Annotated in this window: 14 protein-coding genes; 2 read left to right on the forward strand and 12 right to left on the reverse strand. The window is 72.7% G+C overall.

Translation table 11 applies throughout. From position 1 onward, the window contains the following. Positions 1-11: 11 nt before the first annotated feature. Both ACTXG6_RS40550 and ACTXG6_RS40555 read right to left on the reverse strand, forming a co-directional pair. Positions 12-692: a response regulator gene (locus ACTXG6_RS40550; RefSeq protein ID WP_445184604.1), complete on the reverse strand. Its 681-nt coding sequence runs from the start codon at positions 690-692 to the stop codon at positions 12-14. Beyond that, entirely contained in the window at positions 689-3,277 is a 2,589-nt protein-coding gene (locus ACTXG6_RS40555; protein WP_445184605.1) for a DUF4118 domain-containing protein, read from the reverse strand. The genes ACTXG6_RS40550 and ACTXG6_RS40555 overlap by 4 nt, the downstream gene beginning before the upstream one ends. Positions 3,278-3,495: 218 nt before the next feature. On the opposite strand from ACTXG6_RS40555, the gene ACTXG6_RS40560 reads away from it, so the two are divergent. Continuing rightward, positions 3,496-4,986, forward strand: a complete 1,491-nt coding sequence (locus ACTXG6_RS40560) for an LCP family protein (RefSeq protein WP_445184606.1) — start codon at positions 3,496-3,498, stop codon at positions 4,984-4,986. A gap of 548 nt (positions 4,987-5,534) precedes the next feature. Here ACTXG6_RS40560 and mutM read toward each other — a convergent pair. The 9 genes from mutM to ACTXG6_RS40605 all read right to left on the reverse strand — a co-directional run bounded on the left by mutM (position 5,535) and on the right by ACTXG6_RS40605 (position 15,023). Next, positions 5,535-6,410, reverse strand: coding sequence for a bifunctional DNA-formamidopyrimidine glycosylase/DNA-(apurinic or apyrimidinic site) lyase (gene mutM, locus ACTXG6_RS40565; RefSeq protein WP_445184607.1), 876 nt, complete (start codon positions 6,408-6,410; stop codon positions 5,535-5,537). A 9-nt stretch (positions 6,411-6,419) separates the two neighbouring features. Then, the gene (rnc, locus tag ACTXG6_RS40570) at positions 6,420-7,271 is read right to left on the reverse strand and encodes a ribonuclease III (RefSeq protein WP_445184608.1); all 852 of its coding nucleotides are present in this window, start codon (positions 7,269-7,271) and stop codon (positions 6,420-6,422) included. 67 nt (positions 7,272-7,338) lie between these two features. Continuing rightward, on the reverse strand, positions 7,339-7,521 hold the full coding sequence (rpmF, locus tag ACTXG6_RS40575) for a 50S ribosomal protein L32 (RefSeq protein ID WP_445184609.1): 183 nt from the start codon (positions 7,519-7,521) through the stop codon (positions 7,339-7,341). A gap of 27 nt (positions 7,522-7,548) precedes the next feature. Beyond that, positions 7,549-8,148 carry a YceD family protein gene (locus tag ACTXG6_RS40580; protein WP_445184610.1) on the reverse strand — a complete coding sequence of 200 codons (600 nt, stop codon included), beginning with the start codon at positions 8,146-8,148 and terminating at the stop codon, positions 7,549-7,551. 59 nt (positions 8,149-8,207) lie between these two features. Next, positions 8,208-9,224 (reverse strand): nucleotide-binding protein, encoded by a 1,017-nt coding sequence (locus tag ACTXG6_RS40585; RefSeq protein WP_445184611.1) that lies wholly within the window; start codon positions 9,222-9,224, stop codon positions 8,208-8,210. Between the two features lie 368 nt (positions 9,225-9,592). After that, entirely contained in the window at positions 9,593-10,336 is a 744-nt protein-coding gene (locus ACTXG6_RS40590) for a DivIVA domain-containing protein (protein ID WP_445184612.1), read from the reverse strand. 83 nt (positions 10,337-10,419) lie between these two features. After that, positions 10,420-10,908, reverse strand: coding sequence for a pantetheine-phosphate adenylyltransferase (gene coaD, locus ACTXG6_RS40595; protein ID WP_445190253.1), 489 nt, complete (start codon positions 10,906-10,908; stop codon positions 10,420-10,422). 10 nt (positions 10,909-10,918) lie between these two features. After that, positions 10,919-11,575, reverse strand: a complete 657-nt coding sequence (gene rsmD / locus ACTXG6_RS40600) for a 16S rRNA (guanine(966)-N(2))-methyltransferase RsmD (RefSeq protein WP_445184613.1) — start codon at positions 11,573-11,575, stop codon at positions 10,919-10,921. Between the two features lie 70 nt (positions 11,576-11,645). Further along, positions 11,646-15,023, reverse strand: a complete 3,378-nt coding sequence (locus tag ACTXG6_RS40605; RefSeq protein ID WP_445184614.1) for a pyruvate carboxylase — start codon at positions 15,021-15,023, stop codon at positions 11,646-11,648. Between the two features lie 82 nt (positions 15,024-15,105). Here ACTXG6_RS40605 and ACTXG6_RS40610 point away from each other — a divergent pair, with 82 nt between their 5' ends. After that, a complete protein-coding gene (locus tag ACTXG6_RS40610) occupies positions 15,106-15,963 on the forward strand; it encodes a hypothetical protein (protein WP_445184615.1) in 858 nt (285 codons plus the stop codon). A 114-nt stretch (positions 15,964-16,077) separates the two neighbouring features. On the opposite strand, the gene recG is transcribed toward ACTXG6_RS40610, so the two are convergent. Then, positions 16,078-18,294, reverse strand: coding sequence for an ATP-dependent DNA helicase RecG (gene recG / locus ACTXG6_RS40615; RefSeq protein ID WP_445184616.1), 2,217 nt, complete (start codon positions 18,292-18,294; stop codon positions 16,078-16,080). Positions 18,295-18,297 lie beyond the last annotated feature (3 nt).

Consider the following 18,297-nt stretch of genomic DNA (forward strand, 5'->3'; position numbering starts at 1 on the left):
GAGACGCCGGGTCAGAGCTCGAAGCGGTAACCCATGCCCGGCTCGGTGATCAGGTGCCGGGGCCTGGCCGGGTCCGGCTCCAGCTTGCGGCGCAGCTGCGCCAGGTAGACCCGCAGGTAGTTGGTCTCCTTGCCGTACGCCGGCCCCCACACCTCGCGCAGGAGCTGACGCTGGCCGACGAGCTTGCCGTGGTTGCGGACCAGCAGCTCGAGGATGCCCCACTCGGTCGGTGTCAGGTGCACCTCGGCGTCGTCGCGGACCACCTTCTTGGCCGCCAGGTCCACGGTGAAGGTCGAGGTGGTCACCACCGGTTCGCCGTCCACCTGCCCGACCGTGGAGCGGCGTACCGCGGCGCGCAGCCGGGCCAGCAGCTCCGCCATCCCGAACGGCTTGGTGACGTAGTCGTCCGCGCCGGCGTCCAGCGCGTCCACCTTGTCGGTGGAGTCCGTCCGCGCGGACAGCACGATGATCGGCACCTGGGTCCAGCCGCGCAGCCCGGCGATCACCTCGGTGCCCTCCAGGTCGGGAAGCCCGAGGTCGAGGACCACGACCTCCGGGTGGTCGTCGGCGGCGACCCGCAGCGCGCTCGCCCCGTCCACCGCGGTGAGCACCTGGTAGCCCCGGGCCGCGAGGTTGATCCGCAGCGCGCGCAGGATCTGTGCGTCGTCGTCGACCACCAGCACACGTGTCATGTGTAGACCTCCGGCCGGGGCTCCGGCAGGTCCGCCGGGGCGCCGGACCGCCCGCCCGAGGGCACCGCCGGCAGCGAGATCACCACGGTCAGCCCGCCGCCCGGGGTGTCCTCGGCGGTCAGCGTGCCCCCCATCGCCTCGGTGAACCCGCGCGCCACGCTCAGCCCGAGTCCCACCCCGGACGTGACCTGCCGGTCGCCGAGCCGCTGGAACGGGGTGAACAGCCCGTCGGCGGCGTCCCTGGGCACCCCGGGTCCGGAGTCCACCACCCGCAGCTCCACCCGGTCGGCGTGCGCGCTGGCCCGCGCCGCGACCGGCGCGCCCCGGCCGTACTTCAGCGCGTTGTCCACGACGTTGGCCACCACCCGCTCCAGCAGGCCGGCGTCGGCCAGCACCGCCGGCAGCGACTCGTCGATCTCCACCCGTACCCGCTGGGCGCCGTCCACCCCGGTCAGCGCGAGCGCCGCGACCTCGTCGTAGCCGACCGGGGCGATGCGGGGCACCACGGCGCCGGCGGCGAGGCGGGACGAGTCGAGCAGGTTGTCCACCAGCGAGGTGAGCCGGTCCACGGACTCCTCGACGGTGGCCAGCAGCTCGCCCCGGTCGCCCTCCGACAGCGTCAGCTCGGGGTCGCGCAGGCTGCCGGCGGCCGCCTTGATCGAGGTGAGCGGGGTGCGCAGGTCGTGGCCGACGGCGGACAGCAGCGCCGACCGCAGCTCCGCACCCTCCATCTTGCGGTGCGCCGCGGCGGCCTCGGCGGACATCCGCTGGGCGCGCAGCGCGAGCAGTGCCTGGCCACCGACCGTCTCCAGCACCCGGCGGTCGCCGGCCGCCAGCGTGCGGCCCTGGCCGATCAGGTGGATGTCCTGGTCGACCTCGACGTCCACCTCGGCGTCCTCGGGCCGCAGGCAGTCCGGGGCGCCGACGCAGGCGACGTAGCGCCACCCGGAGCGCTCCTCGGTGGCCCGTTCCAGCACGGCCACCGAGCGCAGCCCGAAGGCCTCGCTGACCTTCTCCAGCAGCCGGGGCAACGGGTCGACGCGGGTCAGCACGGTACGGGCGAAGGAGGCGAGCAGGGCTGCCTCGGTACGCGCCCTGGCGGCCTGCTCCGCCCGGCGCGCGGCCCGGTCCACCACCAGCGCCACCGCGACGGCGACCACCACCATGACGACCAGGGTGACCGCGTTCTCCCGCTGGGCGATGGTGAACGTGTGCACCGGCGGGGTGAGGAAGTAGTTGAGCATCGACCCGCCGGCGACCGCGGCCAGCAGCGCCGGTCCCAGCCCGCCGACCAGCGCCACCACCACGATGGTCAGGAAGAACAGCACCACGTCGGTGGAGAGCCCGAACAGCGGGGCGAACAGCAACGCCGCCACGGTGGCCAGCGCGGGTGCCAGCACGGCCAGCGCCCAGCCGGCGACCAGCCGGTTCATCGGCAGTGCGCTGTGCAGCCACCGCGCCGCCGGGCCGGCACCGGCCTGGGGGTGGGTCACCATGTGCACGTCGATGGAGCCGGAGTCCTGCACCACGCCGGCGCCGATGCCCGGGTTGAACAGCCTGGCCAGCCGGGAACGCCGCGAGGTACCCAGCACCAGCTGGGTGGCGTTGGCGCCCCTGGCGAAGTCCAGCAGCGCCGCCGGCACGTCCTCCCCACCCACCACGGTGTGGAAGGACGCACCCACGTCGTCGGCCAGCTGGCGCAACCCACGCAGCGCGGTCGGGGGCGTGCCGGTCAGCCCGTCGCTGCGCAGCACGTGCACGCAGAGCAGGTCGGCCCCGCCACCGCCGCCGCCGGCGCGCTTGGCGATCCGGGCGGCGCGGCGCAGCACCGTCTCGCTCTCCGGGCCGCCGGTCACCGCGACCACCACCCGCTCCCGGGCATCCCAGACCTCGGTGATGTGCTGCTCGGCGCGGTGCCGCAGCAGGGCCACATCCACCTCGTCGGCCACCCACAGCAGCGCCAGCTCGCGCAGCGCCACCAGGTTGACCGGCTTGAAGTAGTTGGACAGCGCCGCGTCGACCCGTTCCGGCGGGTAGATGTTGCCGTGCGCCATCCGCCGGCGTAGTGCCTCCGGGGTGATGTCCACCAGCTCGATCTGCTCGGCGCCGCGCACCCACTCGTCCGGCACGGTCTCCCGCTGGCGCACCTTGGTGATCGTCTCGACCACGTCGTTGAGCGACTCCAGGTGCTGCACGTTGACCGTGGACAGCACGTCGATGCCGGCGGCCAGCAGCTCGTCGATGTCCTGCCAGCGCTTGGCGTTGCGCGAGCCCGGCGCGTTGCTGTGCGCCAGCTCGTCCACCAGCACCAGCTCGGGTGCCCTGGCCAGAACGGCGTCGACGTCGAGCTCGGACAGCTCGGTGCCCCGGTAGTGCGCCAGCCGCCTCGGGACCACCTCGAACCCGTCCAGCAGCGTCGCCGTCTTGGGCCGCCCGTGGGTCTCCACGATGCCGACCACGACGTCGGTGCCCCGGTCCGCGCGGCGGCGGCCCTCGCCGAGCATCGCGAACGTCTTACCCACCCCGGGGGCGGACCCGAGGTAGATGCGCAGGATGCCCCTGCGACAGGGGGGATGGACACTCACAGCGCCATTCTCACCCTCCGGCTCCGGCGGCGGCGAGCTCCGGCCCGGTGTTGCGGCGTCTTGACGCCCGCTACCGGCCACATTGACGCGTTCTTGACGCGGCGGTGAGCCCGCTCACCACGACGGGGCGGCCGGCGGCGGCGCGCCGACTGAGGCTCAGCTGAGGGCATCAGCGCGTCGTTTTCATGACCAGGTGCTTCCTGGTGCAGGCTGTCCCGGTGAGAACGCGGGGCCGGGCACTGGGCAGAGTTGTCCTCGCGCTCGCCTCCGCGCTGGTGCTGTTCGTGACCGGCTACGGCTGGCACGCCTACGAGAACCTGTCCAACGGGCTGACCAAGTCGGACGCACTGGCCGGCACCGCGTCGGGGTCCACCAACGGCGACACCAACATCCTGGTGATGGGCCTGGACAGTCGGCTGGACCAGAACGGCAACCCGCTGCCCCGCGACGTGCTCGCCCAGCTGCACGCCGGGGACTCCAGCGACGGCGGCTACAACACCAACGTGCTGATGCTGCTGCACGTACCGGGCAACGGCGACAGGGCGCAGGCCATCTCCATCCCCCGCGACGACTACGTGAAGCTGCCCGGGTCGCCGGACGGGGTCAGTAAGCAGAAGATCAAGCAGGGCTACGGGCTGGCCAAGGACGCCAAGGAGCGCGCGCTGCGCGCGGCCGGCGTGACCGACCAGAGCACGCTCGAGCAGCAGGGCCGCGAGGCCGGCCGCAAGGAGGCCGTCCAGGCGGTGCAGAACTTCCTCGGCGGGGTGTCCATCGACCACTTCGTGGAGGTCACCCTGGTCGGGTTCTACGACCTGGCACGGGCGCTCGGCTCCATCACCGTGTGCCTGGCCGGGCCGACCCAGGACAGCTACTCCGGCGCCAAGTTCGTCAAGGGCCACCAGCAGCTGGGCGCGGCACAGGCGCTGGCGTTCGTGCGGCAGCGCCGGGACTACGTGCACCCCGACCTCAACTTCACCGACCTGGACCGGGAACGCCGCCAGCAGGCCTTCCTCTCCTCGGCGGCCTACCAGCTGCGCAGTGCCGGCACCTTCACCAACCCGGAACGGCTGAACGCGCTCATCAACGTGGCCACGAAGGACGTCGTGATCGACAGCGGCTTCGACCTTCTCGGCTTCCTGCAGCAGTCGCGGGGCCTGCTCAGCGGCAACATCACCTTCACGACGCTGCCGGTCAAGGAGTTCAGCAAGGTCGACGGGCAGGACGTCAACCTGGTCGACCTCGACCAGGTCCGGGCCACCGTGCGCGCGTTGATCAACCCGGACGACGCGAACCCGCCGGCCGGCGATACGGCGGGCGCGAAGCTGCCGGCCGCGACGCTGGACGTGGTCAACGCGGCCGGCAAGGACGGGCTGGCCTCGAAGCTGGAGAAGCAGCTCGCCGCGCTCGGCCTCACCGAGGGCACCGCGAGCACCGAGCACCGGCTCCGGCACGAGTCGACGGTGAGCTACGCCCCCGACGCACGGGACGCGGCCACTGCGCTGGCCACCGCGCTCGGCGGACTGCCCGTCCAGGCGGACCCGACGCTGGCCAGCGGGCACGAGCGGGTCGTCGTCGGCACCGACTTCAGCCCACCGGCCAGCCTGAACGGTCCGGCCGGGGGGACGGACGGATCGGGCCCGCCGGACGCGGCTCCGCCCGCCGTGGCGGCATCGAGCATTTCCGGTGGCGGGATCCCGTGTGTGAAATGACCATCCGCACACCCGCCCGCTCGACCGGCCGGGCCGCCGGCGAGCGGCCGGCGCGACCGGCCTGACCGGTCGCGGCCAGACCCAGCAGGCTGGCCGCCACCCCCACCGTGAGCAGCAGCACCAGCGCGGACCGGCTGGTCGCGTCGAGGCGCAGCTCGCCGAAGCGGTGCAGCTCGAACCCGGAGTACATCCCCCAGCACTGTGCGGCCGCGGCCAGCGCGCCCGGCAGCGTGGTCGTCGCCCCCACCCCGACCGCGACCGCGGCGAGCAGCACCAGGCCGACCGCGGGTCGGTCACCGGCGCCGAGGCACCAGCCGAGCAGGGTGGCCACGATCGCCGCACCGAAGCCGATCGCGCTGCCGACACCACCGGTCAGCCGGGGCCAGCTCGCCGACACGCCTTCGGACCGCCGCATCTCGACCCACCTCCAGCGCCCGAGCATGCCGCCGCCGGGGCCGGGGGGACCGGCCGCTCACGGGGCGCTGATGCCGCCGCCCGACACCTTGACGCGCCGTTGACGCCGCGACGCCCCGAGCCCGTCGGGGGGGTCAGCGGTGCGGCTGCCGGGGCGGGGGCTGGCAGTGCGGGCAGAAGTAGGACGACCGGTTCATGAACGGCTCGCGGCGAATCGGGGTGCCGCAGCGGGAGCACGGCCGGTCCTCCTGGCCGTAGACGTTCAGCGAACGGTCGAAGAAGCCCGAGTTGCCGTTGACGTTCACGTAGAGCGCGTCGAACGAGGTACCGCCCTGGTCGAGGGCCTCGTCCATCACCTCGGCGGCGCGTGCCAGTACCCCGAGTCCTGCCTTGCGGGTCAGCGTCGCGGTCGGGCGGGTGCCGTGCAGCTTGGCCCGCCACAGCGCCTCGTCGGCGTAGATGTTGCCGATCCCGGACACCAGCGACTGGTCCAGCAGGGCCCGCTTGAGCCCGGTCCGCCTGGCGCGCAGCGCGGTGACCACCTCGGCGGCGTCGAAGGCCGGGTCCATCGGGTCCCTGGCGATGTGCGCGATCGGCTCGGGCACCTGCTCGGCCGGATCTGTGTCAGCGCCGACCAGCGTCTCGACGCTGACCCCGCCGAACGTGCGCTGGTCCACGAACCGCAGCTGGGGGCCGCCGTCGGCGAAGCTGAGCAGCACCCGCAGATGTTTCTGCGGCGGCGTGGCCGGGTCACAGACCAGCAGCTGGCCGCTCATGCCCAGGTGCGCGAGCAGTGCCTCGGCCGAGTCCAGCTCGAGCCAGAGGTACTTGCCCCGGCGGCGGGCCGCGGTCAGCGTCCGGCCGGTGAGCCGGCCGATCACATCGGCCGGACCGGCCAGGTGGCGGCGCACCGCCCTCAGGTGCAGCACCTCGGCGGCGGCGACGCGGCGCCCGACCACGTGCTCGGCCAGGCCCCGGCGCACCACCTCGACCTCGGGTAGTTCGGGCACGACAGCCCGTCAGGAGTCCGGCGCGCCGGGCTCGGTGGCGCTGTGGGAGTCCGGGTCGGTGCTGTTCGCCGAGCCGCTGTTCGTCGTACCGCTGTTCGTCGTACCGCTGTTCGTCGATCCGCTGTTCGCCGTACCGCTGTTCGCCGATCCGCTGTTCGCCGAGCCCGCGCCCTCGGACAGCGACCGCCAGGCCAGCTGGGCGGCCTTCTGCTCGGCTTCCTTCTTGGTCCGCCCCATCCCGGTGCCGAGCTCGCGGCCGGCGACGACGGCGGTCGCGGTGAAGGTCTTGAGGTGGTCCGGGCCGTCCTCGGAGATCCGGTACTCCGGCACCCCCAGCTCGGCGGACGCGGTGAGCTCCTGCAGGCTGGTCTTCCAGTCGAGCCCGGCACCGAGCAGCGGGGCAGCCCGGAGCAGCCCGTCGAACAGCCGCTCCACCACGTCCCTGGCGATCTCAAGGCCGTGGGCCAGATACACAGCGCCGATCAGTGCCTCGGTCGCGTCGGCCAGGATGCTGGCCTTGCCGCGCCCGCCGGTCAGCTCTTCGCCGCGCCCCAGGTAGAGGTACGCACCGAGGCCGGCGTTCGGGACGCCGTCGGGCTCGGGCGGCCCCAGCTCGCGAGCCACCGAGGCGAGCGCGTGCATGTTCACCACGCTCGCCCGCAGTTTCGCCAGCTGCCCCTCCGGCAGGTCCGGGTGCGACCGGTACAGGCGCTCGGTGACGATCACGCCGAGCACCGAGTCGCCGAGGAACTCCAGGCGTTCGTTGGTGGGCAGACCACCATGTTCGTACGCGTAGGACCGGTGGGTCAGCGCAAGCGTCAGCAGCTCGGTGTCGAGTTCGACACCGAGCTGCGCGGTCAACGCTGAACGGTCGCTCTCCGGCCCTCGCGTCGCTCGATCCCCCACGAGCGGGTGCTTTACCGGGCGATCAGGCGGGGGTGACGACCGGGCGGCCGTCGTACTGACCGCAGGTCGGGCAGGCCAGGTGCGGCGGCTTCAGCGCCCGGCAGGCCCGGTTCGAACAGGGCGCGAGGTTCGGCGCGGAGGTCTTCCACTGCGAACGGCGGGAGTGCGTGTTCGACCGCGACATTCTGCGCTTCGGGACAGCCACGACGATCTCTCCAAGTATCTCGGTGCGTTACCGACGCTCTTCAGCATCCGCTGCAGAGTCGGCTGAGGACGTGAGCTTGCCCCGCAGGGCAGCCCATCGAGCATCAATTGTCTCATGGCGGTGCTCGGGCGCGAGATCGGCCCACCGCTCGCCACATTCCGGGCACAGTCCCCGGCAGTCTTCCTGGCACAGCGGGACCAGTGGGAGCTCGAGCACCACCACATCCCGGACCATCTGTTCGGTGTCGATGTAGTCGTCGACGACCTGGCTGACCTCGTCCTCCTCGGTCGTCTCCACCGTGGTGCTGTCCGGGTAGGCGAACAGCTCGCCGAGCCGCACGGTGACCTCGTCGTGGATCGGCTCCAGGCACCGGGAGCACTCGCCGACGATCTCGGCGTGCGCCGTCCCGGAGACGAAGACACCCTCGCTCGCCGACTCGAGGCGCAGCTCGAGGTCGATCGGGGCACCCTCCTGGATGCCGATCACCTCCAGCCCGAAACCCGACGGGGCCGGGACGGTCCGCTGGTAGGTGCGCATATTGCCTGGCCGGCGCCCCAACTCCCGGGTGCTGATCACCCACGGACTGGTGCGCACCGGATGAATTCCCGCGTGCTCATGTCTGGTCATACCAACTCCAGGGTAAGCCACCACGCGGTGGGGCGTGTCGTGCGGGCCCGAGCCGCTCCCTACCTGCCGAACCGGTCCGCGATCTGGGCCCCCAGCTCGAGGAACGCCAGCTTGGTCGGCTCACGCATGGCACCGAGGTCGAGCCGCCCGCCGGTGGCCAGGTGCGGGTCGTACGGAATCTCCACCACGGACCGGCAACGGGCCAGGAAGTGCGCCCGCACCCGCTCCCGGTCGATCTCCGGGCTCACCCGGTCGCAGCACAGCACGACCACCGCGTCGGCCACCTGCTCGGCGTAGCCGTGCGCGACCAGCCAGTCCAGCGTCTTCGACGCCCGCGAGGAGCCGTCGACCGTTGGGGCGCCCACGACCACCAGCGAGTCGGCCAGCGCGAGCGTGCCCTCCATCGCCGAGTGCACCAGCCCGGTGCCGGAGTCAGTGATGATGATGTTGTAGAACCGGGCGAGCACCGCGCAGATCTGCTCGTACTCGGCGCGGTTGAACGCCTCGCTCATCGCCGGGTCCTGCTCGGAGGCCAGCACCTGCAGCCGCCCGGCCAGGCTCGTGTAGTGCGACACCGCGGTCAGCGAGTCGATGCTGTCGATGTTCTCCAGCATCTGCCGCACCGTCACGCCGATCTCCCCGGTCAACCGGTCGGCCAGCGTGCCGGCATCGGGGTTCGCGTCCAGCGCCACCACCCGGTCGCCGCGGTGCTCGGCCAGCGTGAGGCCCAGCACCGCCGACACCGTCGTCTTGCCCACGCCGCCCTTGAGCGAGCTCACCGCGATCTGGTGCGCGCCGGGCAGGTGCCGGCGGACCCGGCGCAGCAGGATGTTGCGCGCCGCCTCCGCCTCGCTCACGCCGGGGTTGATCCGGCCACCGGAGGCGCTGTACACCGCGCGGCGCCAGCCGACCGTCGGGCGTTGCACCCTGGCCCGGACGATCGTGTCGTCGGTGAGGTCCGCCGCGCTGGAGTCGCCGCTGTGCCCGAGGCTGCTGGCGGAGAGGTTGTTGGAGGAGGCCGGCGGCCGGCTCATCGGGTGGGAGGTCGTCACGTTGCTGTACCCCTCATCGGACATGGCGAACCGATGCTGATGCTTCGGCCACCAACTGCGCGGGTCGAAGGCGCCGGGGCCAAAAGTGCCATCCGGATAACGAGGCCTCGCCGCGGCCCAGCCGTCCGGTCCGGTGATCGGCGGACCGAGGTCGAAGGTCGGCACGTGGTGTTCCGGATGCTCGGTCCGGGTGGACTCGGGCTCTCTGCTCGTCACTGTCGCCTCCAGAGCGATCGCCCACCACGGTCTCCCTCCGCGATCGCCGGCGAACTGTGTGCCAGTTCATTGACGGTGATCACTATAAGCACGCGGAGGCGGTGAGCACCTGCCCGAGGAATCGCCTGTATGGGCCAATTCGTTAGGCCGGGCCTGCCCGTTCAGCCAGGAGAGTGTCAGTCGAGCAGATCCGCGCCGATGCGGTCGCGCGGGCCGGTCTGCTCCGGGCGGCCCGACAGATCGCGCCGCGCTCCCCGGTGCCCCCGCCCCCGCTGCACCGTCTGCAGCGTACGTGTCAGCGTGTCCTCGAAGCTCGACAACGAGGACTCGATGTAGTGGTCGCACTCGGCGCGCAGCCGGTCGGCCTCCCGCTCGCCCGCGTCGATGACCCGGCCGGACTCGATGTGCGCCGCCTGCACGACCTCGGTCTGCGCGACGAGACGGGCCTGTTCGGCGCGTCCCTCGGCCACCGCGTGCTCGTAGTTGGCCCGACCGGTCTCGGTGAGCCGCTCGGCCTCGACACGCGCCCGTTCCACCAGATCCTGGTGCTGCGCCCGGGCGTCGGCGATGGTCCGCTCTGCCTCGTGCCGGGCCCGGCCGACGAGTTGCTCGGCCTCCGCGCTGGCCTGTGTCACCAGGCGTTCCGCTTCCGCGCGCGCGTCGCCGAGGAGCTTGTCCGCGTCCTGGTCGGCCTGCTCGGTGACCTCGTCGGCTCGCCGCTCGGCGGTGGACATCAGCTCGTCGCGGTGATCCAGCACGTCCTGTGCATCGTCCAGCTCGCCGGGCAACGCCTCGCGGAGCTCGTCGAGCAGGTCGAGCACGTCGCCCCGAGGAACCACGCAGGTGGCGGTCATCGGCAGCCCTCGTGCTTCTTCAACCACCGTGACCAGCGCGTCGAGAGTTTCGAAGACCCGGTACACGACTGCCAGTGTGCCTGCCGGAGATCCCGAAACGGGGGATCCTCCGGCGGCCGCGTGTCCGAGTGCCGCCGACCGGCCGGCCCCTAGGAGGGGTTCGTACCGGCCAGTCGGTCGATCACCCGCTGGTTCACCGGGCCGGGCAGCAGGTGCGCCACGTCGCCGCCGAACCTGGCCACGTCCTTGACCAGCGAGCTGGCGATGAAGCTGTACTCCGGGCTGGTTGACATGAACAGCGTGTCCACCCCGGACAGCCGCTGGTTCATCTGCGCCATCTGCAGCTCGTAGTCGAAGTCGGTGACCGCGCGCAGGCCCTTCACGATGGCGTGGACGTCGTGCTCCCGGCAGAAGTCCACCAGCAGCCCGTGGAAGGACGTGACCTTCACGTTCGGCAGGTGCTCGGTGACCTCGCGGAGCATGTCGATGCGCTCCTCGACGGTGAACATGCCCTGCTTCTGGGGGTTCACCAGTACCGCGACGACGATCTCGTCGAAGAGGGCGGCCGTCCGCTCGATGATGTCGAGGTGGCCGTTGGTCACCGGGTCGAAGGAACCGGGGCAGACCGCCCGCCTCACCACCGTGGCCTCATGGGCGCGAACCGTAACAAAGACCCATGGACCTACCCCAGTGCAGCACCGTGTCACCGTAGCGACGGTCGCGCTCGGCCCGCAGCGGCTCCGGCCAGTCGAACGCCCCGGACCGGGCCGCCCGCTCCACCACCACCGTCGCCCCGGCCGGCCCGTCGACCGTCGCCCCGTCCTCCGCCGGCCCGCTCCCCCCGCCGCCGACTGCCCCGCCGACTGCGCCGCCGGAAAGCCAGCCGTGCGCCCAGGCGTCGCGCAGCCAGCCGGCGATCTCGGTGTCCGCAATCGCGTACGGCGGGTCGATCAGCACCACGTCGTAGGACCTCGGCGCCGGTCCGGCCAGCACCGAGCCGGCCGTCGCCACCCGCAGCGTCGCCACCCCGGCCAGCCCCAGGTCGGCCAGGTTGCGGCGCAGGGTGGCGGCCGCACGCTTGTCGGACTCGACGAACAGCGCGTGCGCCGCGCCCCGGGACAGCGCCTCGATGCCCAGCGCGCCGGAGCCGGCGCACAGGTCCAGCACCGCCGCGCCGCGCAGCCCCGGGCCGGCTTCCAGCGAGCTGAACAGCGCCTCGCGCACCCGGTCGGAGGTCGGCCGGGTACCGCTGGGCGGCACCGCGATCCGCCGCCCGCCCACCACCCCGGCGATGATCCTGGTCACGTCACGCCCGCACGTGACGAGCCCCCCGTGAGTGGCGAGTGGTCCCCGGGGACCACTCGCCACTCACGAGTCATGACAGCTCCAGGAGCAGGTCGCCGCCCTCCACCTGCTGGACCGCGCCGATGGCCACCCTGGCCACCGTGCCGTCCTTGGGCGCGGTGATGCCGGCCTCCATCTTCATCGCCTCGATGGTCGCCACGGTCTGCCCCGAGCTGACCTTGTCGCCCTCGCCGACGGACAGCGTGACCACGCCGGCGAACGGCGCCGGCACGTGGTCGGGGTTGTTCTTCTCCGCCTTCTCCGCGGCCTTGACGTCGGTGGTGACGGAGTCGTCGCGCACCTGCACCGGCCGCAGCTGACCGTTGAGGGTGGTCACCACGGAGCGGAAACCGCGCTCGTCGGGCTCGGAGATGGCTTCGAGGCCGATCAGCAGGGTCACCCCCGGCTCGAGCTCGACCTCGTGCTCCCGCTCGGGTTCCAGGCCGTAGAAGAAGTCCTTGGAGGACAGCACGGAAGTGTCCCCGAACGACTCCCGGTGCGCCTCGAACTCCGCGGCGGGGCCGGCGAAGAGCAGCCGGTTGAGCGTCGTGCGGGGTTGGTCGCGCAGGCCCCTGCGGTCCTCGATGCTCAGCTCGGGCACACCCTTGGCCGGCGAGCGGCCCTCCAGCGCCCTGCTCCGGAACGGCTCCGGCCACCCACCGGGCGGGTCGCCGAGCTCGCCGCGCAGGAAGCCGATCACCGAGTCCGGCACGTCGAACCGCCCGGGGTCGGCCTCGAACTCCTTCGGGTCGACGTCCGCGCCGACCATGTGCAGCGCGAGGTCGCCGACGACCTTCGACGACGGGGTGACCTTGACGAGCCGCCCGAGCATCCGGTCGGCCGCGGCGTAGAAGTCCTCGATCTTCTCGAACCGCTCCCGCAGGCCGAGCGCGATCGCCTGCTGGCGCAGGTTGGACAGCTGCCCGCCGGGGATCTCGTGGTGATAGACCCGCCCGGTCGGCGAGGCCAGCCCGGACTCGAACGGCGCGTAGACCTTGCGCACCGCCTCCCAGTAGGGCTCCAGGTCGCAGACCGCCTGCAGGTTCAGCCCGGTGGTGCGCTCGGTGTGGTCGGTGCCCGCCACCAGCGCGGACAGCGGCGGCTGCGAGGTGGTGCCGGCCATCGAGGCGACCGCGCCGTCCACCGCGTCCACCCCGGCGTCGATCGCGGCCAGCAGGGTGGCCAGCTGCCCGCCGGGGGTGTCGTGGGTGTGCAGGTGCACCGGTAGCGGGAACCGCTCGCGCAGCGCGGTCACCAGGGTGCGGGCGGCCGGTGGGCGCAGCAGCCCGGCCATGTCCTTGATGGCGAGCACGTGAGCCCCGGCGTCGACCATCTGCTCGGCGAGGCGCAGGTAGTAGTCCAGGGTGTAGAGCTTCTCCCCGGGGTCGGACAGGTCGGCGGTGTAGCAGAGCGCGGCCTCGGCGATCGCCGTCCCGGTGTTGCGCACGGCCTCGATCGCCGGCCGCATCTGGGCCACGTCGTTGAGCGCGTCGAAGATCCGGAAGATGTCGATCCCGGTGCGCGCCGCCTCCGCGACGAAGGCGTCGGTCACCTCGGTCGGGTACGGGGTGTAGCCGACCGTGTTGCGCCCGCGCAGCAGCATCTGCAGGCACAGGTTCGGCACCGTCTCGCGCAGCGCGGCGAGCCGTTCCCACGGGTCCTCGGACAGGAAGCGCAGCGCCACGTCGTAGGTGGCGCCGCCCCAGCACTCCAGGGACAGCAGCTCCGGCGCCATCCGGGCCACGTGCGGGGCCACCGCCAGCAGGTCGCGGGTCCGTACCCGGGTTGCCAGCAGCGACTGGTGGGCGTCCCGGAACGTGGTGTCGGTGACGCCGACCCGGGTCTGCTCCCGCAGCCGGGTGGCGAAACCCTCCGGCCCCAGCTCGGTCAGCAGTTGCCGGGAGCCGTCCGGTGCCGGTTGGCTCAGGTCGACCCCGGGCAGTTTGTCGGCGGGCTCGGCCACCGCCGGGCGGGCGCCGTGCGGCTTGTTCACCGTGACCCCGGCCAGGTAGCTGAGCATCCGGGTGCCCCGGTCGGCGGACTGGCGCGCGGTCAGCAGGTACGGCCGCTCCTCGATGAACGAGGTGGTGACCCGGCCGGCCTGGAAGTCCTCGTCGGCCAGCAGCGCCTGCAGGAACGGGATGTTGGTGGACACGCCGCGGACCCGGAACTCGGCGACCGCCCGGCGGGCCCGGCGCACGGCCGTGGGGAAGTCGCGGCCCCGGCACGTCAGCTTGGCCAGCATGGAGTCGAAGTGGGCGCTGACCTCGGCGCCAGTGTGCACGGTGCCGCCGTCCAGGCGTACCCCGGACCCACCCGGTGAGCGGTAGGTGCTGATCACCCCGGTGTCCGGGCGGAAGCCGTTGGCCGGGTCCTCGGTGGTGATCCGGCACTGCAGCGCGGCGCCGTGCAGCACGATGGTGTCCTGGCTCAGCTCCAGGTCGGCGAAGGTCTCGCCGGCGGCGATGCGCAGCTGCGAGCTCACCAGGTCGACGTCGGTGACCTCCTCGGTGACCGTGTGCTCGACCTGGATCCGGGGGTTCATCTCGATGAAGACGTGGTTGCCGTCCTCGTCCAGCAGGAACTCCACGGTGCCGGCGTTGCGGTAGCCGATGGAGCGGGCGAAGGCCACCGCGTCGGCGCAGATCCGCTCCCTGGTCGCCGGGTCCAGGTTCGGCGCCGGGGCGATCTCCACGACCTTCTGGTGGCGGCGCTGCAGCGAGCAGTCCCGCTCGAACAGGTGCAGTACCTCGCCCGCCGCGTCGGCCAGCACCTGCACCTCGATGTGCCTGGGGTTGACCACGGCCTTCTCCAGGAACATCCGGCTGTCACCGAACGCCGACTCGGCCTCCCGCATGGCGGCCTCGACCGCCTCGCGCAGGTCACCGGCCGACTCCACCCGCCGCATGCCCCTGCCGCCGCCGCCGGCGACCGCCTTGACGAACACCGGGAAGCCGATGTCCTCGCCCCGCCCGATCAGCTCGTCGACGTCGGTGGACGCCTCGCTGGAGGCCAGCACCGCCACGCCGGCCTCCCGCGCCGCGGCGATCGCGCGGGCCTTGTTGCCGGTCAGCTCCAGCACCTCGGCGGGCGGCCCGACGAAGGTGATCCCAGCGTCCGCGCAGGCCTGCGCGAGCTCCGGGTTCTCGGACAGGAAGCCGTAGCCCGGGTAGACCGCGTCCGCGCCGGCCTTGCGGGCGGCCCGGACGATCTCGGACACCGACAGGTACGCGCGCACCGGGTGGCCCGGTTCGCCGATCTGGTACGACTCGTCGGCCTTGAGCCGATGCAGTGAATTGCGATCCTCGTGCGGGAACACCGCCACAGTGCCGATGCCCAGCTCATAGGCGGCGCGGAAGGCACGGATCGCGATCTCGCCCCGGTTCGCCACCAGCACCTTGCGAAACATGTCTCCTCCAGATGTGCCGATCGGGCTACCGTGGGGGAAGCTCATCACACGCCGCCACGGCCCGCACGGAGGCCATCCGCTGATGACCAGATGCCACCCGAGGGGGTCGCTCCGTGGGAGCGGCTACCGCCGTCGGTCCATCCACCCCGCCCGCCTGCTGCTGTTCGCCCTGCTGGGCGCGGTGCTGCTGGGCAGCGCGGAGATCACCTTCCCGCTGCTGATCGCCGCGATGCTGGTCGGCGGCACCGTGCTGCTGTTCCGCGCGGGCAGCGCATCCCGGCGGCAACAGCACTGGCAACAACAGTGGCAGCAGCACTGGCGGGCCGAGCAGGCCTGGTTCCCGCCGCCCGCCGTCCCGGTGCCGAGCCCGCGTACCGCGCCGGACTGGCGGGGCGAGTGGCGGGCGGCGCGTCGGCGGTTCGACGCGCTGCGCGGTGAGTACGCCGGCTACGAGTGCGACCCGCTGGCGGTGCTGCGGCTGCCCGCGCTTGCCGATGTCACCGTGCCGGCCACCGCGCGCTTCGTGGACGCGTTCGCCGAGGCGCAGGCGCTGGACACCGACGTCGTGCCACCGGTCGGGCACGCCGCGAAGTTCCGGCTGGCGGTCGACCGGGCGTGCCGGTCCTGGCAGGCCGCCCGGGACGCCGCCGACCGGATCCGGCTGGCCGGGCTGTCCCCGGAGGAGCGCTCGTCCGTGCAGCGGGTGATCAAGCTGCTCACCATGGCGAACGCGAGCGGGAACGACGCCGAGCGGCTCACCGCGTACGCCAAGGCCCGCGCCGAGCTGGCCCGATTGGAGCGCGCCGGCCGGATCCACCTGCCCAGAGCGGCGACCGCGGCTCTGGACGCCTCGGCCCGCACCGGGCTGCCGGCCGGGTTCGCGGTGCCGGGCGCACCGGACGCCGACGCCGAGCCCGTGGCGGACGCGAAGCCCGCCTAGAGATCCTTGGCCGGAGGTGTCCGACCACCCGGCGAGGCCTGCTGGTGCACAGTGCCATCGACTCGGTGGCCACCCTGCTCGCCGCCGGCGAGGGCACTCCCCAGGCCTAGTAGCTCAGGCCTTCTCGAGGTACTCCGCGCGCTCCTCGTCGACGATCTCGGCGACCATGGCGGCCAGCCCGGGGTGCTCGGTCAGCGTCGGGTCCTCGGCGACCAGCTCCCAGGCCCGGTCCCTCGCCTCGGAGATGGTCCGCTCGTCGCGCAGCAGTGACAGCAGCCGCAGCCCGGAGTTACGGCCGGACTGCGCGGCGCCCAGCACGTCGCCCTCCCGGCGCAGCTCCAGGTCGTGGCGGGCCAGCTCGAAGCCGTCGGTGGTGGAGGCCACCGCGTCCAGGCGTTCCCGCGCGGTGGTGCCCGGCGGCGAGTCGGTGACCAGCAGGCACACCCCCGGCGCCGAGCCCCGCCCGACCCGCCCGCGCAGCTGGTGCAGCTGAGACAGGCCGAACCGGTCCGCGTCCATGATCACCATCGCGGTGGCGTTGGGCACGTCCACCCCGACCTCGATGACCGTGGTGGCCACCAGCACATCCAGCTCGCCGGCGGCGAACGCGCGCATCACCGCGTCCTTCTCATCCGACGGCAGCCGCCCGTGCAGCACCCCCAGCCGCAGCCCGGCCAACGGCCCCTCGGCGAGCATCGGTGCCACGTCGGCCACCGCGAGCGGTGGGCGGCGCTTGCCGTCGTCGCCGTCGGCGCCCTCGTCCTCCGGCTCGAGGTCGGTGTCCTCCAGCGGGGCCGACCCGGGCGCCGCGCCGTCCTCGCCGATCCGGGGGCAGACCACGAACGCCTGGTGACCGGCGGCGACCTCCTCGCGCAGCCGGTGCCAGGCCCGCTCCAGCCAGGCCGGTTTCTCCCCCACCGGGATGACCGTGGTGGCGATCGGCGAGCGCCCACGCGGCAGCTCGCGCAGCGCGGAGATCTCCAGGTCGCCGTACACCGTCATGGCCACCGTGCGCGGGATCGGCGTCGCGGTCATCACGAGCAGGTGCGGGGTGGTGCCCTGGCCGCCGTCCCGACTGCGCAGCGCGTCCCGCTGCTGCACGCCGAACCGGTGCTGCTCATCCACCACCAGCAGCCCGAGGTCGGCGAACTCCACCCGGTCCTGGATCAGCGCGTGGGTGCCGACCACGATCCCGGCACTCCCGGAGACCGCGTCCAGCAGCGCCTGCTTGCGCGCCTTGGCCGGCAGCGACCCGGTGAGCAGCGCGACCCGGGTGGCCCGTTCCGCGCCATCCAGCTCGCCGGCCCGCCCCAGCGGCCCGAGCAGCTCGCGCAGCGTCCTGGCGTGCTGGCCGGCGAGCACCTCGGTGGGCGCCAGCATCGCGGCCTGCCGGCCCGAGTCGGCGACCCGCAGCATGGCGCGCAGCGCGACGATGGTCTTGCCGGCGCCGACGTCGCCCTGCACCAGGCGGTTCATCGGGTGCTCGCCGGCCAGGTCGCGGGTGATCACCTCACCCACCTCGACCTGCCCGTCGGTCAGGGTGAACGGCAGCTGCGCGTCGAACTCGTCGAACAGCCCGCCGGGCACCGGCGGACAGGCCGGGGCCGGTCGGCTCAGCGCGGCCAACCGGCGCTGGGCCAGCGCGAGCTGCACGGCCAGCGCCTCGTCCCAGACCAGCCGTTCCCTGGCCCGGCGCCAGTCGGAGTCCTTGCCGGGCAGGTGGATCCCGCGCAACGCGTCGCCGAGGCCGGGCAGGCCGCGCTCGGCCAGCAGCGCCGCCGGCACCGGGTCGGTCGGGTCGTCGATCATCTCCAGCACCTGCCGGACACACCGGGCGATCTTCCAGGACTGCAGCTTGATGGTCGCCGGGTAGATCGGCAGCAGCGCACCGGCGAACTGGTCCACCACGCCGGCGTCGTCATCGTCCTCGCCGAAGATCATCATGTCCGGCTGGGTGAGCTGCAGCTTGCCCCGGAACGCGGTGACCTTGCCGGAGAACATCCCGACCTTGCCGGCCACCAGGCTGCCCTGGAACCGCCGGTTGAAGAACGTGCAGCTCAGGGTGCGCCCACCGGAGGCGATCACCACCTCCATGATGGTGCCCCGGCGCTGGCGCATCGGCCGGCTGGACACCGAGCGGATCTCCGCCATCACCGTCACGTGCTCGCCGAGCTGGAGACTGGCGAGGTCGGTCAGCTTGCCCCGCTCGGCGTACCGGCGCGGGTAGTGCCGCAGCAGCTCGCCGACCGTGTGCAGGTCCAGCTGCGCCGCGAGCGCCGTCGCGGCGGCCTGCCCGACGAGCGGCTTGAGCGGGCTGTCCAGATCGGTCATAGC

Source organism: Pseudonocardia sp. Cha107L01 (assembly GCF_052566575.1).

Excerpts from the sequence above, each read along its gene's own strand:
- ACTXG6_RS40585 (WP_445184611.1), bottom strand. The coding sequence starts at position 9,224 with ATGTCCGATGAGGGGTACAGCAACGTGACGACCTCCCACCCGATGAGC.
- ACTXG6_RS40580 (WP_445184610.1), bottom strand. The coding sequence starts at position 8,148 with ATGACCAGACATGAGCACGCGGGAATTCATCCGGTGCGCACCAGTCCG.
- ACTXG6_RS40605 (WP_445184614.1), bottom strand. The coding sequence starts at position 15,023 with ATGTTTCGCAAGGTGCTGGTGGCGAACCGGGGCGAGATCGCGATCCGT.
- ACTXG6_RS40550 (WP_445184604.1), bottom strand. The coding sequence starts at position 692 with ATGACACGTGTGCTGGTGGTCGACGACGACGCACAGATCCTGCGCGCG.
- recG (WP_445184616.1), bottom strand. The coding sequence starts at position 18,294 with ATGACCGATCTGGACAGCCCGCTCAAGCCGCTCGTCGGGCAGGCCGCC.
- ACTXG6_RS40610 (WP_445184615.1), top strand. The coding sequence starts at position 15,106 with ATGACCAGATGCCACCCGAGGGGGTCGCTCCGTGGGAGCGGCTACCGC.